Source organism: Arthrobacter sp. NamB2 (assembly GCF_005281365.1).
In the GTDB taxonomy this organism is placed as follows: Bacteria; Actinomycetota; Actinomycetes; order Actinomycetales; family Micrococcaceae; genus Arthrobacter_D.
This window is the reverse complement of record NZ_SZWI01000003.1, coordinates 383,283-401,775: the sequence shown is the minus strand read 5'-3', so window position 1 is coordinate 401,775 and position 18,493 is coordinate 383,283. Positions and strand designations below refer to the sequence as shown.

General features: G+C 69.0%; 15 protein-coding genes. 11 read left to right on the top strand and 4 right to left on the bottom strand.

All coding sequences use genetic code 11. The features are described from left to right. The first annotated feature begins 23 nt into the window (after window positions 1-23). The gene (locus FDK12_RS08305) at window positions 24-923 is read left to right on the top strand and encodes an SDR family oxidoreductase (RefSeq protein ID WP_137369131.1); all 900 of its coding nucleotides are present in this window, start codon (window positions 24-26) and stop codon (window positions 921-923) included. Between the two features lie 130 nt (window positions 924-1,053). Further along, on the top strand, window positions 1,054-1,725 hold the full coding sequence (locus tag FDK12_RS08300) for a hypothetical protein (RefSeq protein WP_137369130.1): 672 nt from the start codon (window positions 1,054-1,056) through the stop codon (window positions 1,723-1,725). A gap of 123 nt (window positions 1,726-1,848) precedes the next feature. Here FDK12_RS08300 and FDK12_RS08295 read toward each other — a convergent pair whose 3' ends face one another. Both FDK12_RS08295 and fdhA read right to left on the bottom strand, forming a co-directional pair. Then, the gene (locus FDK12_RS08295; protein ID WP_137369129.1) at window positions 1,849-2,508 is read right to left on the bottom strand and encodes a transglycosylase family protein; all 660 of its coding nucleotides are present in this window, start codon (window positions 2,506-2,508) and stop codon (window positions 1,849-1,851) included. Between the two features lie 399 nt (window positions 2,509-2,907). Then, window positions 2,908-4,125, bottom strand: coding sequence for a formaldehyde dehydrogenase, glutathione-independent (fdhA, locus tag FDK12_RS08290; RefSeq protein WP_104116919.1), 1,218 nt, complete (start codon window positions 4,123-4,125; stop codon window positions 2,908-2,910). A gap of 216 nt (window positions 4,126-4,341) precedes the next feature. On the opposite strand from fdhA, the gene FDK12_RS08285 reads away from it, so the two are divergent. Next, window positions 4,342-5,163 carry an SDR family NAD(P)-dependent oxidoreductase gene (locus FDK12_RS08285; protein ID WP_137369128.1) on the top strand — a complete coding sequence of 274 codons (822 nt, stop codon included), beginning with the start codon at window positions 4,342-4,344 and terminating at the stop codon, window positions 5,161-5,163. An 8-nt stretch (window positions 5,164-5,171) separates the two neighbouring features. Here FDK12_RS08285 and FDK12_RS08280 read toward each other — a convergent pair whose 3' ends face one another. After that, on the bottom strand, window positions 5,172-5,618 hold the full coding sequence (locus FDK12_RS08280) for a hypothetical protein (protein WP_137369127.1): 447 nt from the start codon (window positions 5,616-5,618) through the stop codon (window positions 5,172-5,174). 219 nt (window positions 5,619-5,837) lie between these two features. Between FDK12_RS08280 and FDK12_RS08275 the strand changes: the two genes are divergently transcribed. The 8 genes from FDK12_RS08275 to FDK12_RS08240 all read left to right on the top strand — a co-directional run bounded on the left by FDK12_RS08275 (window position 5,838) and on the right by FDK12_RS08240 (window position 15,080). Beyond that, entirely contained in the window at window positions 5,838-6,101 is a 264-nt protein-coding gene (locus FDK12_RS08275) for a YegP family protein (protein ID WP_189636304.1), read from the top strand. A 107-nt stretch (window positions 6,102-6,208) separates the two neighbouring features. Beyond that, window positions 6,209-9,052: an aconitate hydratase gene (locus FDK12_RS08270; RefSeq protein WP_137369125.1), complete on the top strand. Its 2,844-nt coding sequence runs from the start codon at window positions 6,209-6,211 to the stop codon at window positions 9,050-9,052. A 112-nt stretch (window positions 9,053-9,164) separates the two neighbouring features. Further along, complete coding sequence (locus FDK12_RS08265) at window positions 9,165-9,830, top strand: GntR family transcriptional regulator (RefSeq protein ID WP_137369124.1); 666 nt, start codon at window positions 9,165-9,167, stop codon at window positions 9,828-9,830. A gap of 2 nt (window positions 9,831-9,832) precedes the next feature. Next, window positions 9,833-10,867 carry a nucleoside hydrolase gene (locus FDK12_RS08260; protein WP_223263172.1) on the top strand — a complete coding sequence of 345 codons (1,035 nt, stop codon included), beginning with the start codon at window positions 9,833-9,835 and terminating at the stop codon, window positions 10,865-10,867. A 212-nt stretch (window positions 10,868-11,079) separates the two neighbouring features. Beyond that, on the top strand, window positions 11,080-11,922 hold the full coding sequence (locus FDK12_RS08255; RefSeq protein WP_317616724.1) for an ECF transporter S component: 843 nt from the start codon (window positions 11,080-11,082) through the stop codon (window positions 11,920-11,922). A 3-nt stretch (window positions 11,923-11,925) separates the two neighbouring features. Beyond that, window positions 11,926-12,684: an energy-coupling factor transporter transmembrane component T gene (locus FDK12_RS08250; protein WP_137369123.1), complete on the top strand. Its 759-nt coding sequence runs from the start codon at window positions 11,926-11,928 to the stop codon at window positions 12,682-12,684. Continuing rightward, window positions 12,681-14,174, top strand: a complete 1,494-nt coding sequence (locus FDK12_RS08245; RefSeq protein WP_137369122.1) for an ABC transporter ATP-binding protein — start codon at window positions 12,681-12,683, stop codon at window positions 14,172-14,174. The genes FDK12_RS08250 and FDK12_RS08245 overlap by 4 nt, the downstream gene beginning before the upstream one ends. Window positions 14,175-14,216: 42 nt before the next feature. Next, a complete protein-coding gene (locus tag FDK12_RS08240; protein ID WP_223263171.1) occupies window positions 14,217-15,080 on the top strand; it encodes an alpha/beta fold hydrolase in 864 nt (287 codons plus the stop codon). Window positions 15,081-15,118: 38 nt separating this feature from the next. Here the strand turns inward: FDK12_RS08240 and FDK12_RS08235 are convergent, their stop codons facing one another. Next, on the bottom strand, window positions 15,119-18,415 hold the full coding sequence (locus FDK12_RS08235; RefSeq protein WP_137369121.1) for a DEAD/DEAH box helicase: 3,297 nt from the start codon (window positions 18,413-18,415) through the stop codon (window positions 15,119-15,121). Window positions 18,416-18,493 lie beyond the last annotated feature (78 nt).

The following is an 18,493-nucleotide window of genomic DNA, read 5'->3' as shown; positions in this document are numbered from 1 at the left end:
CGGCCACCAACGTCAGGAGCACCATGGGTAACGATCCGTCCGGCACGCTCGACCGCGAGGACCCGCGGGGTCCTGACGTCGATGTCTCCACAGAGTTGCAGGAGTACCCGGGGTTCACGGAGCGGATGGATCCGCGTCCCGACCACGGCGAGGACAGCTACACCGGGCATGGCCGGCTGACCGGCCGGCGCGCCTTCATCACCGGCGGTGACTCCGGTATCGGCCGCGCAGTGGCTCTCGCCTTCGCCCGCGAGGGCGCGGACGTGGCGATCGGCTACCTCCCGGAGGAGGAGGAGGACGGCGCCAGCTGCCTGGAACTGATCCGCGCCGAGGGGCGCACGGCACTCGCGGTACCCGGCGACCTGCGCGACGAGGAGTACGCACCCTCGGCCATCCGGCAGGTGCTGGACGGTCTCGGCGGACTGGACATCCTGGTCAACAACGCGGGCTTCCACATCGCGCAGCCCAACGGTCTGCCCGACGTCGACGCCGCCCAGCTCCGCCGCACCTTCGAGACGAATGTCTACGGCACCATCTGGTTGACACAGGCCGCCCTGCCCCACCTGTCCGAGGGATCGTCGATCATCAACACGACGTCCATCCAGGGGTACCATCCGTCGACGAGCCTCATGGACTACGCGGCGACGAAGGCCGCCCTGAACAACCTGACGTTCAGCCTCGCCGAACTGCTCGGCGAGCGCGGGATCCGAGTGAACGCCGTCGCCCCCGGGCCCATCTGGACGCCACTCCAGCCAGCGACCACGACGAGCGAGAAGCTCGAGTCGTTCGGCGAGGGAACGCCGCTGGGTCGCATGGGTCAGCCCGCGGAGCTCGCGGGCGCGTACGTCTTCCTCGCGTCCAACGATGCACGGTACGTCTCCGGGGAGGTCCTGGGAGTCACGGGAGGCAAGCCCCTCGCCTGAGTCGCGCCAACCGGCCGATGGGGCCTGCGCCCCGAGGGAGGAACCAAGCCAAGGCCGTCTGTGCGACGAATCACAGCCATGAGGCGTCGGAGGTTCGTTCCGGCTGCCGACTGACACGGATGGGCTGAACGTGAAACTCCTGACTGCACCGCCTTCCCGGCGCCACACCGGATTCCTCGTCGTCTCACTGGTCGCCGGGCTCGCACTCGCGGGCTGCGGCGCGGTGGAGGAGGACCCGCTCGGTGTCAACACCTCCAGCGACGGCGCCACGCAGGCCGCGCCCAGCGCTCCCCGGGACGGCAGTCAGGCCGCGCCCGTCGGGAACGACCTCGGCGACGATCCGCTCAACGTGGGCATTGACGGCGCGGAGCTGTGCGGCGTGCAGCCCGACGACAGCCGCCTGCGCTACACGGTCATGCTCCACAACCCGACGCTCGAGACGTTCACCTTCGGGGAGATGGAACTCGGCAACCCCCAGGGCCTCATCATCCTGTCGTCCATGGTGCAGACCGCCAACCGGGAAGGACATCACCACCCGGGGGCGGAAACCGGCGCGCACGGTGGCCATACGGCGGCACCGACGCCGACCACGCCTCCCGAGCCCATCGGGCCGCCAGTGCCCGCCGACGGCTATCAGCTCGTGCCGGACGCACACGTCAACATCATCGTCACCGTCGAACTCGCGGAGGGCGCCACCCACGGCAGCGCCGACAACATCCTCGTGGCATTCTCCACTCCCGAGCGGGACTACTCCGTGGCGCACAACCTCAAGATCGACGTCGATGCGACGTCCTGCGCCTAGATCTCGGTCAGGCTGGTCAGACGACTGAACCCCCGCCTCGAGGAGGCGGGGGTTCAGTGGTGGAACAGTGCCGGACCGATCACGCGGGAGGCGTGATGTCAGTCCCGACGACGATCGTCCAGACTAGGCCGGGAGCTGCAGGACGTGACCGGTGAAGATCAGGTCCGCGTGGATGACGGTGTCGGCGTTGGCCGCGAACAGGGCCTGCCAACCGCCGTTGACGCCGAGCTTGTCGGCGATGGAGCTGAGGGTGTCACCGGACTGGATGGTGTAGGTCTCGCCGCTCAGCGTCACGGGGGCTACGACGGGAGCCTGGACCTGCACGGGAGCCTGGACCTGCACGGGAGCCTGGACCTGCACGGGAGCCTGGACCTGGACGGGAGCCTGGACCTGGACCGGAGCCGCGGCGGCAGGTGCCTGCTGCGTGGAGGTGAAGCCCGTCGAGGACGACCCGTTCAGGCCGAGCTTCGCCGAGCAGGCGGGCCAGGCGCCCCAGCCCTGCATCTGCTGGAGATTGGCGGCTACGCGCTTCTGCTCCGCAACGCTGGCCTGGGCAGGGGAGCCGGTGCCGCCGGCAGCGTTCCAGCTGGACTGGGAGAACTGCAGGCCGCCCTGGTAACCGTTGCCGGTGTTGATGCTCCAGTTGCCGCCACTCTCGCACTGTGCCAGATCATCCCAGGTGTCGGCGTTGGCTGCACCGGCTGCTGCGCCGAGCCCGAGGCCGGTGAGTGCTACTGCTGCGAGTCCGCGACGTGCGCTGGTGCTGAAGGTGTGTGTATTCATGGGGGTTACGATGCTCCGAAAGGCCACCCGCACTAGGTCCGTCCCCGGACTTCTTCGCGCCGCTGCTCACCTTGACGATATAGAGGTCATGGTTCGGCAGCCGCCTGTTGAGCAACGAGCGGTGGAGGGCGGTGCCGGGCATAGATCGCTGCCCGAATGTCGGCAGCTTTTTCGCTTCCCCGGGACGGGGAACTACCCCCACCCTAGGGCAATTTTCATTCGTTGCCAAACCGGTACTGAGCGGTGCTTGACATTGATCAACATCGAGGGAAGAAAAACTGGACCATCAAGAATTCCTCTGCCACACTACCGCTCCTGGGCGCAGCATGCGCAGGAAGGGCCCGAACCGAAGCGGTCCGGGCCCTTTCAGTGCAGGGTCGAGACGGAACGACGCGCCCGTCAGGCGGCTACGTAGCCGTGCGGGTCCAGGACGTACTTCGTCGCGGCGCCGGCGTCGAATTCCTCGTACCCGCGGGGGGCCTCCTCGAGCCCGATCGCTGTGGCGTTGACTGCCTTCGCGATCGAGACGCGGTCGTGCAGGATGGCCATCATGAGGCCTCGGTTGTACTTCATGACAGGGCACTGGCCGGTGGTGAAGGACAGCGACTTCGCCCACCCCGTCCCGAGGCTGATCGAGAGCGAACCCACCTTCGCGGCGTCGTCTCCCGCTCCTGGATCGCTCGTGACGTAGAGCCCGGGGATGCCGAGGGCGCCACCCGCAGCCGTGATCTCCATGAGCGAGTTGAGGACCGTGGCTGGTGCCTCCGTGGCGGCTCCCTCGCCATGGCCACGGGCTTCGAATCCGACGGCGTCCACGCCGCAGTCGACTTCCGGGACACCCAGCAGCTGCTCGATCTGGTCACGGGGATCTCCCTTGGACACGTCGACCGTCTCGCAGCCGAAGCTCCGCGCCTGCGCCAGCCGGCCCTCGTTGAGGTCGCCCACGATCACGACGGCGGCACCCAGGAGCTGCGCCGAAACCGCGGCGGCGAGGCCGACCGGTCCGGCGCCTGCGATGTAGACCGTCGAGCCGACACCCACGCCTGCCGTGACGGCGCCGTGGAAGCCGGTGGGGAAGATGTCCGAGAGCATCGTCAGGTCCAGGATCTTCTCCAGGGCCTGGTCACGGTCCGGGAACTTCAGCAGGTTCCAGTCCGCGTAGGGCACCAGGACGTACTCGGCCTGGCCGCCGACCCAGCCGCCCATGTCGACGTAGCCGTACGCGCTGCCCGGCCGGTCCGGATTGACGTTGAGGCAGATCCCGGTCTTGCGCTCCTTGCAGTTACGGCACCGGCCGCAGGCGATGTTGAAGGGGACCGAACAGATGTCCCCCTTCTTGATGAATTCGACGTCCCGTCCGACCTCAACGACCTCGCCGGTGATCTCGTGGCCCAGGACGAGGTCGGCCGGAGCCGAGGTGCGCCCGCGGACCATGTGCTGGTCCGAGCCGCAGATGTTGGTGGTGACGGTCTTGAGGATCACGCCATGGTGTACCGGCCGGCCGACGTTGGCCGGATTCACCCCCGGCCCGTCCTTGAGTTCGAAGGTGGGGTAGTCGATGTCGATGACCTCCACCTTCCCTGGTCCCTTGTACGCAACAGCTCTGTTACCGCTCATGGAACTTCCTCTCGTATGCGTTCGGTGCGCCTGGTGCCCCCGCGCTGGAACCGGCCCGCTGCGGAGCGTCGTCGCCCGCTGCCCGCCGTACCGCCGAACCTACAGTCCAGGGGGTTGCGCGGACGTTGCATCGTCGGGCTTGCCCGCGCCTGCCTTCCGACGTCGTCGCGCAGGCGCCGCCTTGTGCGAGCTGCTTCGGTGGGGGAAGGTGTCTGCATGTCAGAGACCGTGCTCATCACCGGTGCCACCTCCGGTATCGGAGCGGAGTTCGCCCGGCAGTTCGCGGCGCGCGGGTGCAATCTCGTGCTGGTGGCGAGGGCCCGCGGTGCCCTGCAGGAGGCGGCCGTTGCGCTGTGCGGCCGGTGGGGCGTCGACGTCGAGACGATCGCGGCGGATCTGCTCAACGACGACGGCCTGGAATCCGTGCTCGCACGACTTCGACCCGGCGGGGCCCCGGAGGCTGGCGAGGAGTCGGGGGCGACCGGGAGTGCGCAGCAGCCCGGCCGTGGGCCGGCTCCGGTGACGGTGCTGGTCAACAACGCCGGGTACGGGCTGGTGCGGCCCTTCGCGGACAATCCGCTCGCCGAGGAGGTCCGGCACCTCCGGATCCACGTCGAGGTACCTGTGTCTCTTGCGCACGCCGCCCTGGCGTCGATGCGTCCGCGAGGAGCGGGAACCATCATCAACGTCGCGAGCGTCGCAGGCTTTGTTCCGAGGGGAACCTACGGGGCGGCCAAAGCGGCCATGATCAGTTTCAGTCGCTGGGCGAACCTGACCTATGGGCCGGAGGGCATCCGGGTCACCGCCGTGTGCCCGGGGTTCGTGCACACCGAGTTCCACCAGCGAATGGGCGCCGATAAGGCGAGCGTCCCTGGATTCCTGTGGCTCGACGCCGGGTCGGTGGTCCGTGCGGCACTCCGGGATACGGCTGCGGGCAGGGCGGTCTCCGTCCCCAGTGCACGGTACAAGGCGCTTACGGCACTGGCCCGCGTGGCGCCGTCGTCGGTCGTGGCCCGGCTTGCGCGCCGAGGCCGCTGACGCCGTCGTCAGGCGCCCGCTCCACCGCTGTCCCACGAATCGGGCTCGGCCGCAGCGTCCTCCGGGTGGCGGTCCTCCGCCGGATCCTCCGGAGCACCCTCGCCGTTGTACGCGGCCGGCACGGCGCCTGCACTGTGCGTCCCCTGCTCGTCCCGGATGCTCCCGGCCCGGGGGCCGGTGGATCCGGCCGATGGGTCGAGCACGCTCTCCCGACGATCGGCACGGGGCCCGCCGTCCCGGTCGGACTCCGATCCGTCGGACTGCCCGGCCGAGAACTCCTCGGCCGTGGACTCCCTGTCGGACCCGCTGCCGGAGGTGCCCGCACCGTCGCGCGCTGATTCCTCAGCGCGCCCGGCTTCCTTCTCCAGCGGGGGGATCGGTACCGCGGGCCCGAGGGGATGGTCCGGAGGGAGGGCTGCTCCGCCGGGATTGCCTGCGCTGCTTGACTCGGTCATCGTGCTCCTTCTGGTGCCGACACTGGGGCCGGAGTCGCTCGTCGAAACGGGGGTGGCATCCGGAAGACTACGCGAGCAGGGCCGCGCCTGCCGCACTGTGTCGTTGCTTGTCCACCCCCACCCGCCGAACGTGAACGTGAGGTGAAGAACAGGTCAATAAGTATGCTTATGATAAGGGACCGCACGCTCTGGAGATGCCCCTTACAAGGAGGTAGGACAATGGCTGGATACTTCAAGCTGGTGGACGCGCACGACGACGGTTTCCGCGTGAAACTGACCGCTCCCGACGGCACGCTCGTCGCAGTGTCCACTTTCTACGCATCCAAGGAAGAGGCGATCGCCGGCATCGAACTGATCCGGGAGATCGCCGGCACGGGCCCGATCGTGGATCACAGCCGCCAGGAGGCTCCGGACCAGGGTGAACTGGTCTTCGACGGCCAGGCATCGCACAGGCGTGGTGGGGGCGTGCGCGAGGAGGCGTAGAGCTACCCGGAGAGGGTCTCGTCGTTCGGTGTACGATTGTATACAGTGATGGCGGGCGTGGATTAGGATGGAACCATTCCACAATCTCTCTGAAGGGAGCCAACGTCATGTCGACCGCGGACTCATTCGGCGCAAAGGGCGTACTCGATGTCGCCGGTGCCGAATACGAAATTTTCAGGCTAGGTGCGGTCGAGGGCGCCGAGAACCTTCCATTCAGCCTCAAGGTCCTGCTGGAGAACCTGCTCCGCACCGAAGACGGTGCGAACATCACCGCGGACCACGTCCGGGCGCTCGCTGCGTGGGACGCCGACGCCGAGCCCGACACCGAGATCCAGTTCACGCCGGCACGCGTCATCATGCAGGACTTCACGGGTGTTCCCTGCGTCGTCGACCTCGCAACGATGCGCGAAGCCGTCGCCGACCTCGGTGGGGACCCCAAGCGCGTCAACCCGCTCGCGCCGGCCGAGATGGTCATCGACCACTCGGTGCAGATCGACGCCTTCGGCAACGCAGGCGCCCTCGAGCGGAACATGGAGATCGAGTACCAGCGCAATGGCGAGCGGTACCAGTTCCTCCGGTGGGGCCAGACAGCGTTCGACGACTTCAAGGTCGTTCCGCCGGGCATGGGCATCGTGCACCAGGTCAACCTCGAGTACCTGGCCAGGACGGTCATGACCCGTGAGGTCGACGGCGTGCTCCGCGCGTACCCCGACACCTGCGTCGGGACCGACTCGCACACCACGATGGTCAACGGCCTGGGCGTCCTCGGCTGGGGCGTCGGCGGGATCGAAGCCGAGGCAGCCATGCTCGGCCAGCCCGTGTCGATGCTCATCCCGCGCGTGGTCGGCTTCAAGCTGACCGGCGACATCCCCGCGGGCGCCACGGCGACCGACGTCGTGCTCACCATCACGCAGATGCTGCGCAAGCACGGCGTGGTCGGCAAGTTCGTCGAGTTCTACGGTGATGGCGTCGCCTCGGTGCCCCTGGCCAACCGGGCCACCATCGGCAACATGAGCCCGGAGTTCGGCTCCACCGCCGCGATGTTCCCCATCGACGACGTCACGCTCGACTACCTGCGCCTCACCGGCCGCCCGGCCGAGAACGTCGCCCTCGTCGAGGCCTACGCCAAGGAGCAGGGACTCTGGCACGACCCGTCGCGCGAGATCCGTTTCTCGGAGTACCTCGAGCTGGACCTGTCCACGGTCGTTCCCTCGATCGCCGGACCGAAGCGCCCGCAGGACCGCGTCGAGCTCAGCAAGTCCAAGACCCAGTTCCGCGAGGACCTGCGCAACTACTCGGACGACCCGGACCTCGACTTCGCCCCAGGGGGCACCGTGGACGAGTCGTCGCAGGAGAGCTTCCCGGCGTCGGACTCCCCGAGCTTCACCCCCGGCACGTCGTCGTCGGTCACGGACGAGAACGCCGAGCCGCGCGAGACCGTCCCGGCCGACGCGAGCGCTTCCACGCGTCCGTCCAAGAAGGTCAGCGTGACGATGAAGGACGGCCGCGAGTTCGAACTCGACCACGGGGCTGTCAGCATCGCGTCGATCACCTCGTGCACGAACACCTCGAACCCATCGGTGATGCTCGCGGCCGCCGTGCTGGCACGGAACGCCGTCGAGAAGGGCCTCGTGTCCAAGCCGTGGGTCAAGACCTCGGTCGCACCGGGCTCCAAGGTCGTCACGGACTACTACGAGAAGTCCGGCCTGATCCCGTACCTGGAGAAGCTCGGATTCTTCACCGTCGGCTACGGCTGTGCCACCTGCATCGGCAACTCCGGCCCGCTGGAGGAAGAGATCTCGCAGGCCATCCAGGACAACGACCTCGCTGTCACCGCCGTCCTGTCCGGTAACCGCAACTTCGAGGGTCGCATCAACCCCGACGTGAAGATGAACTACCTGGCGTCGCCGCCGCTGGTGGTCGCCTACGCACTGGCCGGCACGATGGACTTCGACTTCGACTCCGAGCCCCTCGGCCAGGACGAAGCCGGGAACGACGTCTTCCTGAAGGACATCTGGCCGAACCCCGTCGAGGTCCAGAAGGTCATCGACGAGTCGATCGACGAAGACATGTTCACGTCGAGCTACCGGACGATCTTCGAGGGCGACGAGCGCTGGCAGTCCCTGCCGACGCCCGCCGGCGACACCTTCGCCTGGGATCCCGAGTCCACCTACGTGCGGAAGCCTCCGTACTTCGAGGGCATGCAGCGCGAGGCGAGCCCGGTCGAGGACATCGACGGCGCACGCGTCCTGCTGAAGCTCGGCGATTCGGTCACCACCGACCACATCTCGCCGGCGGGCTCCTTCAAGTCGGACACCCCGGCAGGCCGCTACCTGACCGAGAAGGGCGTGCAGCGCAAGGACTTCAACTCGTACGGCTCGCGCCGTGGCAACCACGAGGTCATGATCCGCGGCACGTTCGCGAACATCCGCATCAAGAACCAGCTGCTCGACGGCGTCGAGGGCGGGTTCACGAGGGACTTCTCGCAGCCGGACGCGCCCCAGGCAGCCGTGTACGACGCCGCCGAGAACTACCGCGCAGCGGGTACCCCACTCGTGGTCCTCGCGGGCAAGGAATACGGTTCCGGTTCGTCCCGTGACTGGGCAGCCAAGGGCACCGCGCTCCTGGGCGTCAAGGCAGTCATCGCCGAGAGCTACGAGCGGATCCACCGCTCCAACCTCATCGGCATGGGCGTCCTGCCGCTGCAGTACCCCGCGGGCCAGAACGCCGAGACCCTCGGACTCACGGGCACGGAGACCTTCGCGGTCAGCGGAGTCACCGAGCTGAACGAGGGCCGCACGCCCCGCACGGTCAGGGTCACCGCGACCCCTGCCGACGGTGGTTCCCCGGTCGAGTTCGACGCCGTCCTGCGCATCGACACGCCGGGCGAGGCGGACTACTACCGCAACGGCGGCATCCTGCAGTACGTGCTGCGCCAGCTCGCCAGCTAGCGTTCGCGAGGTTCCGGGCCGGGAGTACCAGCTCCCGGCCCGGGCCGTACTCGGGGCACCCGCCCTGGGATCCGACCGTAATCCGAACAAGGACACCACTGAAGGGGGCGCCATGGGCGAGTCGACCGACCTGTCGGCGCGCGTGGACGGCGACGCCATCTTCCGTGTCCTGCGCAGCGAGATCCTCGCCGGTGTCCACCCTCCCGGAACAGCCCTGCGGGAGGTCGTCATCTCCGAGCGTTTCGGGGTGTCGCGGACTCCCGTGCGCGAGGCCCTCAGCAGACTCCAGCACGAACGCCTGCTCGAGCGGGCGGCCCGTGGCCTGCAGGTTCCCCAGATCGATCCGCAGGAGGTCATCCAGATCTACGACCTGCGCGTCATGCTCGAGGAGGAAGCCGCCGGCCAGGCCGCACTGAACCGGGGTACGGCGGACATCATGCGCCTCGAGGCGCTGCTGGAACGCGACCGCGCCGTCGTCGACCCCGATGACACCACGAAGGTCACCAACAACCTGGAGTTCCACACCTCGCTCTGGGCCTCCGCGCGCAATCCCATCCTCATGGACCTCCTGCAGCGGCTCTCGACCCACCTCATCCACACGCCGCGCTCCACGCTGTCCGTGGGTGACCGCTGGCAGGAGGTGCTCAGGGAGCACGAGGCGCTGATCAACGCGATCTCGGACCGGCGCAGCGATGATGCCCGGGCCATCGCCCGTAGGCACATGGAGACGGCCCGGACACTCCGCCTGCAACTGCTCCGCACCACCGCGGCGGACTGATCGTGGCAGAGTCCCGCCACCGCCTGCTGCTCGACGTCGACACCGGGATCGACGACGCCGTCGCCCTGCTGTACCTGCTTGCGACGCCGGGAGCGGGCATCGAGGCCATCACCTGCACGGCCGGCAATGTGGGCGCGCGGCAGGTCGCCGTCAACAACCTCGCCCTCTTGGAGCTCTGCGGGCACGCCGGTATCGAGGTCGCCGTGGGCAGCGAGGTACCGCTGGAGATCCCGCTCGTCACGACGGAGGAGACCCACGGTGACCAGGGCATCGGGTACGCCGTGCTGCCGCCTCCACGTGGACGCATCTCGGGGCGTCACGCCGTCGACGTCTGGCTGGAGGCGGTCCGCTGCCACCCCGGGCAGGTCACCGGGCTCGTCACGGGTCCGCTCACCAACCTCGCCCTGGCCCTGCGCGCCGAGCCCGAGCTCCCGACGCTCCTCAAGGGCCTCGTCATCATGGGCGGAGCGTTCAACTACCCGGGCAACACCACTCCGGTAGCCGAGTGGAACACGCATGTGGACCCGCACGCCGCCAAGGAGGTGTTCGCCGCCTACGAGGGCCTGCCGTTCGAGAAGCTGCCCATCGTCTGCGCGCTCGAGACCACGGAGCGGATCGAGTGCACCCCGGCCCATGTCGACGCCGTCGCGCGCGCGGCCGGTGCGGGGCCGGAGCTGCTGGACCCTCAAGGACCGGAGGGGATGCGCAGCACCAGCGACAACGCGGTCGTCGCCTGCCTGTCGGACGCCCTCCGGTTCTACATGGAGTTCCACCGCCTGTACGACCAGGGCTACGTGGCCCACCTGCACGACCTGTTCGCGGCGATGGTCGCGACCGGGGAAGCGCAGTTCGAGGAGCGGCTGGCGACGGTCGACGTCGAGACCCAGTCCCCGCTGACCATCGGGCAGACGGTGGCGGACTTCGCCGGCATGTGGAAGAGGGCGCCGAACGCCAGGATCGTCACGGGCAACGACCCCGAGGCCGTCTTCGAGCTGATGGTGCGCCGGTTGTCGCACCTCGCACGCATGCACGGCTGAGCCTTCCCGCAACCGATCCGCAGGGGCGCGCCGCCCGTGGACCCGCAGCGTCGAATCCGCCTGGCTGCCCTCGCCCTGAGGAACGCTGCCCGGGCGCCCACACCCGGCGCGGCGAACCCATCACCGGTACACTGGACCTGCCCGCACTGCTGCGCGGCCGGCGCCGAGGTGACATGAGGTGCGTCCTCCTCCCTCCGTGCCCAAGGAAAATCGTGAGTTCATCCCTGACCCTGTCCACCGAGCCCACAGCCCAGCGCCCGCGACGCCTGCTGGTCGCACTCGGCGGAGCGCTCATCGTCGCCACGTACCTGTTCCTCGTCATCGTCCAGCCGTCCGAGATCGCCGGCGGCATGGGCAGCGTCGCGTCGCTCGTCTCGCTCTTCGGTTTCCTCGGCGGGGGAGCACTCCTGGTGGGCGGGATCCTGCCGACGCTGACCACGAGCTCCCTCGTCGTCATGCCCCTGGGGATCGCCCTGAACATCGCGATCGGCCAGGTCGCCGGTTCACTGGGGATGCAGATCTACCTCGACGCCATCGGTACGGTGCTCGTCGCCGTCCTGGCCGGCCCCGCCGCCGGAGCAGCGACCGGTGCCCTCAGCAACGCGATCTGGGGTCTCTTCAACCCGTTCGCCCTGCCCTTCGCCGCCGGCGCTGCGCTGATCGGCCTGCTCGCCGGCCTGGCCGCGAAGCACGGCGCATTCCGCCGCGTGTACCTCGCGCCGCTGGCGGGACTCGTCGTCGGGGCCATCGGCGGTCTCGTCGCAGCCCCTGTCGCGGTCTTCATGTTCGGGGCGGCAGGGACTTTCGGCACGAACGCGATCATCGCCGTCTTCCGCTCGATGGGTGACAAGCTCCTGGTCGCCGCGACGAAGCAGGGCCTGCTGTCGGACTCCCTGGACAAGATCGTCGTCTTCGTCGTCGTCGCACTGATCGTGTACGCACTGCCCCAGCGGGCCGTGCGCCAGTTCCCCTTCGCGAGGACCTACCGGGTCCTCGGGGCGCGAAGCGGCGAGCGTACGGCGCAGCCGGCGGCCGGGAACGACCGCGTCGCCTGAGCCGTGCGGCGCCGCAGGATCTACAACCCCCTCACGGAACTGCTGGCAGCGGTCCTGCTGGTGGTGCTCGTCCTGGTGGTCAATCGCTGGGAGTTCTCCCTCGCGGTCCTGGTTCTCGTGGTGGTTCCCGCCGTGGTGTCCTCCGGCCGGCCGCGGCAGATCGGACTGGCCGTGGCAGTCGTCGCCGGGCCGCTGCTTGTGTCGTCCCTTCTGCTGCACGGGCTGTTCTACCCGGAGGGCACCACAGTCCTGGCGGACCTCGGCCCGGCCCGGGTGACGGCGGAGGGGCTGTCCTTCGCCGCCCTGATGGGCCTGCGCATGAGCGTCTTCACCGGGGTGCTCCTCACGGCGGCCATGACGCTGGAGGTCCCTGAGCTCCTGGCGACCATGACGCACCGGGGCTGGAACCGGAAGCTCGTGTTCGTCGTGGGGTCCGCCGTCGGGCTCGTCCCCCACGTCGCGCTGCGCGCCCGGCAGATCACACGCGCCCAGCAGGCCCGGGGGCTCGTCGTCGGGCGTGGGCCGCTTTCGCGCCTCCGTGCCCTGCTGACCGTCACCACGCCCCTGGTCATCGGCCTGCTGGTCGATGCGTCCGAGCGGAACCACATGCTCGGCGCCCGCGGTTTCTCGTCCACGGTGGCGCGTACGAGCTACCTGCCGGACACGGACACTCCCGGGCAGCGGATCGCACGCCGGGTCATGCTTGCGGCCACGGCCGTGTTCTCGACGGCCTGGCTGATCCTCCCGGTGGTCGCCGGGTGATCAGCATCGAGAGTACGTCCTTCGCGTACGACGACGGCGCGCCGCTGCTCGTCGGCGTCACCCTGGCGGTGCAGCCGGGGGAGTACGTGGTGGTCGCCGGGGCCTCGGCGTCGGGCAAGACGACCCTGGCCCGCCTCCTGGCGGGCCAGACCGGCGCGGATGCCGGTGCGGTGTTCCGGGGCGCCGTGACGCTCGACGGCGAGACGATCCGCTTCGACGGCAGCCCCGCCGATCCGCGTATCGACCCCACGGCCTGGAGCGCGCGGGTCGGGTACGTCGCGCAGGGCGCGTGGGGTCAGCTGTCGATGATGTCGGCCAGTGTCGGCGAGGAGATCGCCTTCGGTCCCGCCAATCTCGGGGTGCCGACGGACCAGTTGCGGCGCCTCGTCGCCGACGTCGCTGCCGCGCTCACGTTGACGCCGCTCCTGGACCACGACCCTCGCCGGCTCTCCGGCGGCCAGCTGCAGCGCACCGTCATCGCGGCCGCCATGGCCCAGCGGCCCGCGGTCCTCGTGCTCGACGAGCCCTTCCAGGGGCTCGACGACGACTCGGCGCAGGATGTCGCGCATGCCCTGGAGGTCCTTCGTGGTGCCGGCACCGCCGTCGTGGTGTGCGAGCCCATGCTTCCCCGCGCAGCACCTGAGGGCGCCCGCGTCCTCGCGTTGGCCGACGGCCGTCCGGTGTTCGACGGGCTGCTGACCGACGCACGCGGAGCGGGACTACGGAGTTACGGCATCGGGACAGCCGGCGACCCACCGCGCCTCGATCCCGCGAGCGACCCCACCGGCCCGCACGGCAGGGAGCTCGTGACGCTGCGTGGAGTCGACTTCTCGTACCCCTCCGACCGCCCGGGGGAGGACCGCAGCGCGTGCCTGGCGGGGGTCGACCTCACGGTGCATGCGGGCGAGATCGTCGCCCTGCGAGGCGCCAACGGTTCGGGCAAGTCCACGCTGCTGCAGCACCTCAACGGGTTGTGCCGGGCGGATGCGGGATCGGTCTCGCTGGCCGGCGTGCCGATCCTGCGCCAGCCGACCGGGGCCCTCGCCGCGTCCGTGGGATTCCTGTTCCAGGACACCGACCAGCAACTGTTCGAGCGAACCGTCCTCCGCGAGGTGTCCTACGGTCCCGTCGCTGCCGGACACCGCAGGGACGACGCCGTCCGCCGCGCGTCGGAGGCCCTCGAACGCGTGGGGCTCGGAGCACTGGAGGAAGTCCACCCGTACGAGCTGGGATTCGTCCAGCGGAGACTGGTAGCCCTGGCATCCATCATCGCCACCGGTCCCGCTGTCTGGGCCCTGGACGAACCGACCGCAGGCCTCGACGATCCGGCCCGTACCCTTCTCGCCGCACTCGTGACCGCCCACGCCCGGGGCGGGGGAGCGGTCGTGCTGGCCACCCACGACGAGGCCTTCGCGCGCGCCGTCGCCCACCGGAGCGTCCGGCTCGAGGGCGGACGCGTCCGTCCGGAAGACCTGCCGACGGGACAGTGACTGCCCTCCCGCAGTCACGGTCCAGACCCTAGGGTGGGGAGCATGGACGTGTTGCGCGAGAGGCACCGGATGATCCGCACGGCGGGCGCCGACCTCGCTGTCTTCGAATTCGGGCGGGATCCCGCACCCGACGTTCCGACCATGCTCCTGCTGCACGGCTATCCGGACGACCACCGCGTCTTCCACCCTGTCCTGAGGGAGCTCGCCGGGACGCACCATCTCGTCACCTTCGACTCCCGGAACGCGGGGCGCTCGCGCCCGCGGGAGGGGGCGGGCTTCACCCTCGCGGAGCTCGTCGACGACGTCTTCGCCGTCCTCGCCGGCGTGGGCGCGCCGGGTGGCGTGCGGCTGGTCGGGCACGACTGGGGCTCCATCCAGGCCTGGGCCGTGACCCAGGACGCGCGCGCGGACGGGCGCATCATCGGCTACACGAGTATCTCAGGGCCGGACCTGCGTCACTTCTCCCGCTGGCTCCGCGGCCGTCTCCGATCGCCGCGGCTGATGTACCAGGGCATCGGGCAGATGCTGCGCAGCTCGTACATCGCCGCCTTCCAGCTCCCGGTCCTTCCCGAGCTGCTCTGGACGCTCGGCCTGACGCGGCGCTACGAGTTCGCAGCGCGCCGGAACATCGGATCGGACGGCGTGCGGGGTCTCGCCCTGTACAGGACCAACATGTTCAGCGCGGTGAAGCCGGCACCGCGTCGTCCCGTCTCGATCCCGGTCCACGTGATCGTGCCCCTCGGGGATCCCTTCCTCTCACCGCGCCTCGTTGACGGGCTGGAGGACTGGGTGGAGGACCTGACCGTGACCACCGTCCCGGGGGGCCACTGGTGGATCGCGTCCCGCCCGCGTGCCTTCGCGGAGCTCCTCGATCCGGCGCTCCGCGTGGCGGACGGCGGCGCCTGACCCGCCGTCGTGCTGTCCCTCGAGGACCCGCCCAGGGGTTACGCCTCGAGGAGTCCCCGGATGTCGTCCGCGGTGAGCGCGGAACTGAAGACGGCGTCGTCGTCCATCACCGAGGTGAACAGCTTGGCCTTCTGCTCCTTGAGCTTCATGACCTTCTCCTCGATCGTGCCCTTGGACACCATGCGGTAGACCATCACGTTCTTCGTCTGCCCGATGCGGTGCGTGCGGTCCACGGCCTGCGCCTCGGAGGCTGGATTCCACCAGGGGTCGAGCAGGAAGCAGTAGTCCGCCTCCGTGAGGTTCAGTCCAAAGCCGCCGGCCTTGAGGCTGATCAGGAACACGGGCGCCTTGCCGTCCTTGAACGAATCGATGACCTCACCGCGGCTGCGCGTGGACCCGTCGAGGTACGCGTAGTCGATGCCGCGGGCGTCGAGCTGCTCGGCTGCCTTCTTGAGGTAGGAGGTGAACTGGCTGAACACGAGCGCCCGGTGGCCTTCCGCGAGGATGCCCTCGAGGTTCTCGAACAGGACCTCGAGCTTGGCCGACGGAACGCCTTCGTGGACCGGGTCGACGAGGGAGGCATCGAGGCTCAGCATGCGCAACAGGGTGAGTGACCGGAAGACGATCATCCGGTTCCGGTTCATGTCCTCGATCAGGCCGAGGAGCTTCTGCCGCTCGCGCTGCAGGTAGGTTTCGTAGATGTGGCGGTGCTCCGGGTGCAGTTCCACCTCGAGCACCTGCTCCTGCTTCGGCGGAAGATCCGACGCCACGGCTTCCTTGGTGCGACGCATCATCAGGGGTCGGATACGCTTGCGCAGCCGGACGAGGGGCCTGTTGTCGCCGATCTTCTCGATGGGCGTCCGGTAGTCCTCGGTGAACTTCCGCGCCGAGGGGAACAGGCCGGGTGCCACGATGTTGAACAGGGACCACAGTTCCATGAGGTTGTTCTCCATGGGCGTTCCCGTGATGGCGAGCTTGAAGGGCGCGCTGAAGTCCTTCGCGGCCTGGTGCACCTTGGAGGCCCGGTTCTTCACGAACTGCGCCTCGTCGAGCACGAGCCCCGACCAGGCGAGGTCCTGGTAGGCGGAGAAGTCGAGCCGGAAGAGGGTGTACGAGGTGATGACGATGTCGGCGTCGCCCACCTGTTCGCGGATCGGGACCCCCGATGCCCCCTGCGTGTCGGTGATGGCGACGACCTTGAGGCCCGGGGTGAAGCGGTGCGCCTCCTTGGACCAGTTCGGTACCACGGAGGTGGGCGCGACGACGAGGAACGGAGCGTCGAGCCCCGTGCTCTCCTTCGCGTAGGCCATCAGCGCGAGGGCCTGCAGGGTCTTGCCGAGGCCCATGTCGTCGGCCAGCACACCCCCCAGCTGGTGCCGCCACAGGAAGGCGAGCCAGCTGAAGCCTTCCGCCTGGTACGGGCGCATCCGGGCGACGAGCCCGATCGGCGGCGGGGTGGCCCCGACGTCCTTCAGTTCGAGCAGGCCGCTCACGGCGTCGCGCCAGGACTGGGCCTGCTCGGTCTCCTCCGCGAGGTCCTCGAAATCCGCCCACAGCCCCGCCTGGTAGCGGCTGATCTGCAGCCCGGTCTCCGGGTCCCACTCACTCAGCGCCCGCGCCTCCTCGATCAGCTCCCGGAGCTGGTCGAAGACGGGCTGTTCGAGGGACAGGTACGTGTTGTCGACGAGTTTCAGCTTCTTCCGGCCCTGGGCGAGCGCACGGAAGATCGAGTCGAAGGGGATGGTGCGGCCGCTGACCGTGACCATGACGCCGAGGTCGAACCAGTCACGGTTGTCCGTCTCGACGGTGCTGATGCGGAGCGTCGGCGTCTCCGTCAGTTCCCGGTAGTCGGGCTTCTCCCCGACGACGTCCACCGTCACGCCGTCGAGTTCCAGGAGCCTCGGCAGGACCTGCTCCGCGAACTCCACGGCCTGCATGTCCTCGAGCGTGAGGGACTTGAGGGGCAGGGATCCGAGCACCTGGCGGGCGGCACCGGCGAGCGCGTCCTCCGCGTCGGCGTCGCGGTAGCCGTCGTCGCTGCCCGGGCCACCCCTGCGGAAGGGCCTCCGCTGGACGGCGTCGCCCAGCGGGTAGTCGAAGTGCCAGTCGAGCGCTACCGAGCCGTCAGCACCGTACGCGGTGGTGAGCACGAGCACGGGCGGCTGGATCTCGGGAAGATCCACGCTGCCATCGCTGCTATCCACGTGGATGGACTGCCGCAGCTTGGGGTAGTACTCCTGCAGGAAGAGGGACTTCTCCTCCTCGGGAACGACGACGGCCCGGCCGCGCTGCAGGAGTTCGATGTCCTTCGGCGTCAGCCTCCGGGACGTCGGAGCCAGGGTGATGGTGTCATCGGGAGCGACGGTGTAGATGCCGTGGGTGCTGATGACGTGGGCGGTCTCCGCGGGGTGCGGCTGCCCGTCGACGTCCAGCGCCGGGCACAACCGGAGCGCGCCGTCCTCCGTCTCCGTCGCGTCGAGCTTCAGGGTCGCACGGCCGGCGAGCTCGATGGAGACGGACTTCTTCGATCCGACGAAGGCGATGCCGAGGCGCTGCGCCTCGTCCAGCAGTTGCCAGAGCAGCGGGTTGCTGAAGTCGTCGAGATACAGCCAGGAATCGTTGTTGCCGAAGTAGTTCACGCCCGTTCCGCGGTGCAGTGCCGGGAACTGGGAGAACCAGCGGTGCTGGTCCGCGTCCAGGGTAAGCCCGTACGTCTGGTAGCTGATGCTGCCCCAGGACAGGTTGTTCTTGATCCACTTGCCCTTGCTGTTCTGGCTGACGGGCCGCACCCCGAGGCGCGTGTTGAGGGTGCGCTGGCCCTGTCGCTCGGCTGCCGACCCCCACCGCTGTACTGCGACCTCGGGGGTCCGGAGCTCGAACTGCAGTCCGAGGGGCGTGGGAGCGCCGGGCGTGGCGCCGGCTGCTCCGTCGGCCTCGAGAAGCTCGGTGAGCGAGGTCTGCCACCCTTCCGGTGCCGGCTGTCGCGGCACGGGGCGGGCCCCGAGTTCGCGTTCGTGCTGGGCGAGCAGGTTCTCGGTGTTGCTCTGCAGAGCCGTTGCCGCGACGTGCTTGCAGTCGGCGCCGATGGGGCAGCTGCAGAAATTCTCGAGGGGCCTGAACCGGCCGTCACCCTTGACGCCGAGCCTGAGTTTGGTGCGGTAGTCCGACGGAGCGGAGCCGCGCACCTTGCCTGTCAGGATCTTGGACTCCGCGTCCCACGCCAGCGAACTGACGGCGCCGTCCTTGGCGTAGGTCTGGCCGCGCTGGAAGGCAACCCCGCCCACGATGCGGACGATGTCCGTGACATCGACCATGGGGTGGCTGGAATTGGGCATAATTCCATGCTCTCACGTGACGGTGACGCTTCCCTGCCGGGGAGTGCCGTTCCGCTGACAGCGGCCGGTCGATTGTGC

Excerpts from the sequence above, each read along its gene's own strand:
- FDK12_RS08305 (WP_137369131.1), top strand. The coding sequence starts at position 24 with ATGGGTAACGATCCGTCCGGCACGCTCGACCGCGAGGACCCGCGGGGT.
- FDK12_RS08295 (WP_137369129.1), bottom strand. The coding sequence starts at position 2,508 with ATGAATACACACACCTTCAGCACCAGCGCACGTCGCGGACTCGCAGCA.
- fdhA (WP_104116919.1), bottom strand. The coding sequence starts at position 4,125 with ATGAGCGGTAACAGAGCTGTTGCGTACAAGGGACCAGGGAAGGTGGAG.
- FDK12_RS08285 (WP_137369128.1), top strand. The coding sequence starts at position 4,342 with ATGTCAGAGACCGTGCTCATCACCGGTGCCACCTCCGGTATCGGAGCG.
- FDK12_RS08280 (WP_137369127.1), bottom strand. The coding sequence starts at position 5,618 with ATGACCGAGTCAAGCAGCGCAGGCAATCCCGGCGGAGCAGCCCTCCCT.
- FDK12_RS08275 (WP_189636304.1), top strand. The coding sequence starts at position 5,838 with ATGGCTGGATACTTCAAGCTGGTGGACGCGCACGACGACGGTTTCCGC.
- FDK12_RS08270 (WP_137369125.1), top strand. The coding sequence starts at position 6,209 with ATGTCGACCGCGGACTCATTCGGCGCAAAGGGCGTACTCGATGTCGCC.
- FDK12_RS08265 (WP_137369124.1), top strand. The coding sequence starts at position 9,165 with ATGGGCGAGTCGACCGACCTGTCGGCGCGCGTGGACGGCGACGCCATC.
- FDK12_RS08240 (WP_223263171.1), top strand. The coding sequence starts at position 14,217 with ATGGACGTGTTGCGCGAGAGGCACCGGATGATCCGCACGGCGGGCGCC.
- FDK12_RS08235 (WP_137369121.1), bottom strand. The coding sequence starts at position 18,415 with ATGCCCAATTCCAGCCACCCCATGGTCGATGTCACGGACATCGTCCGC.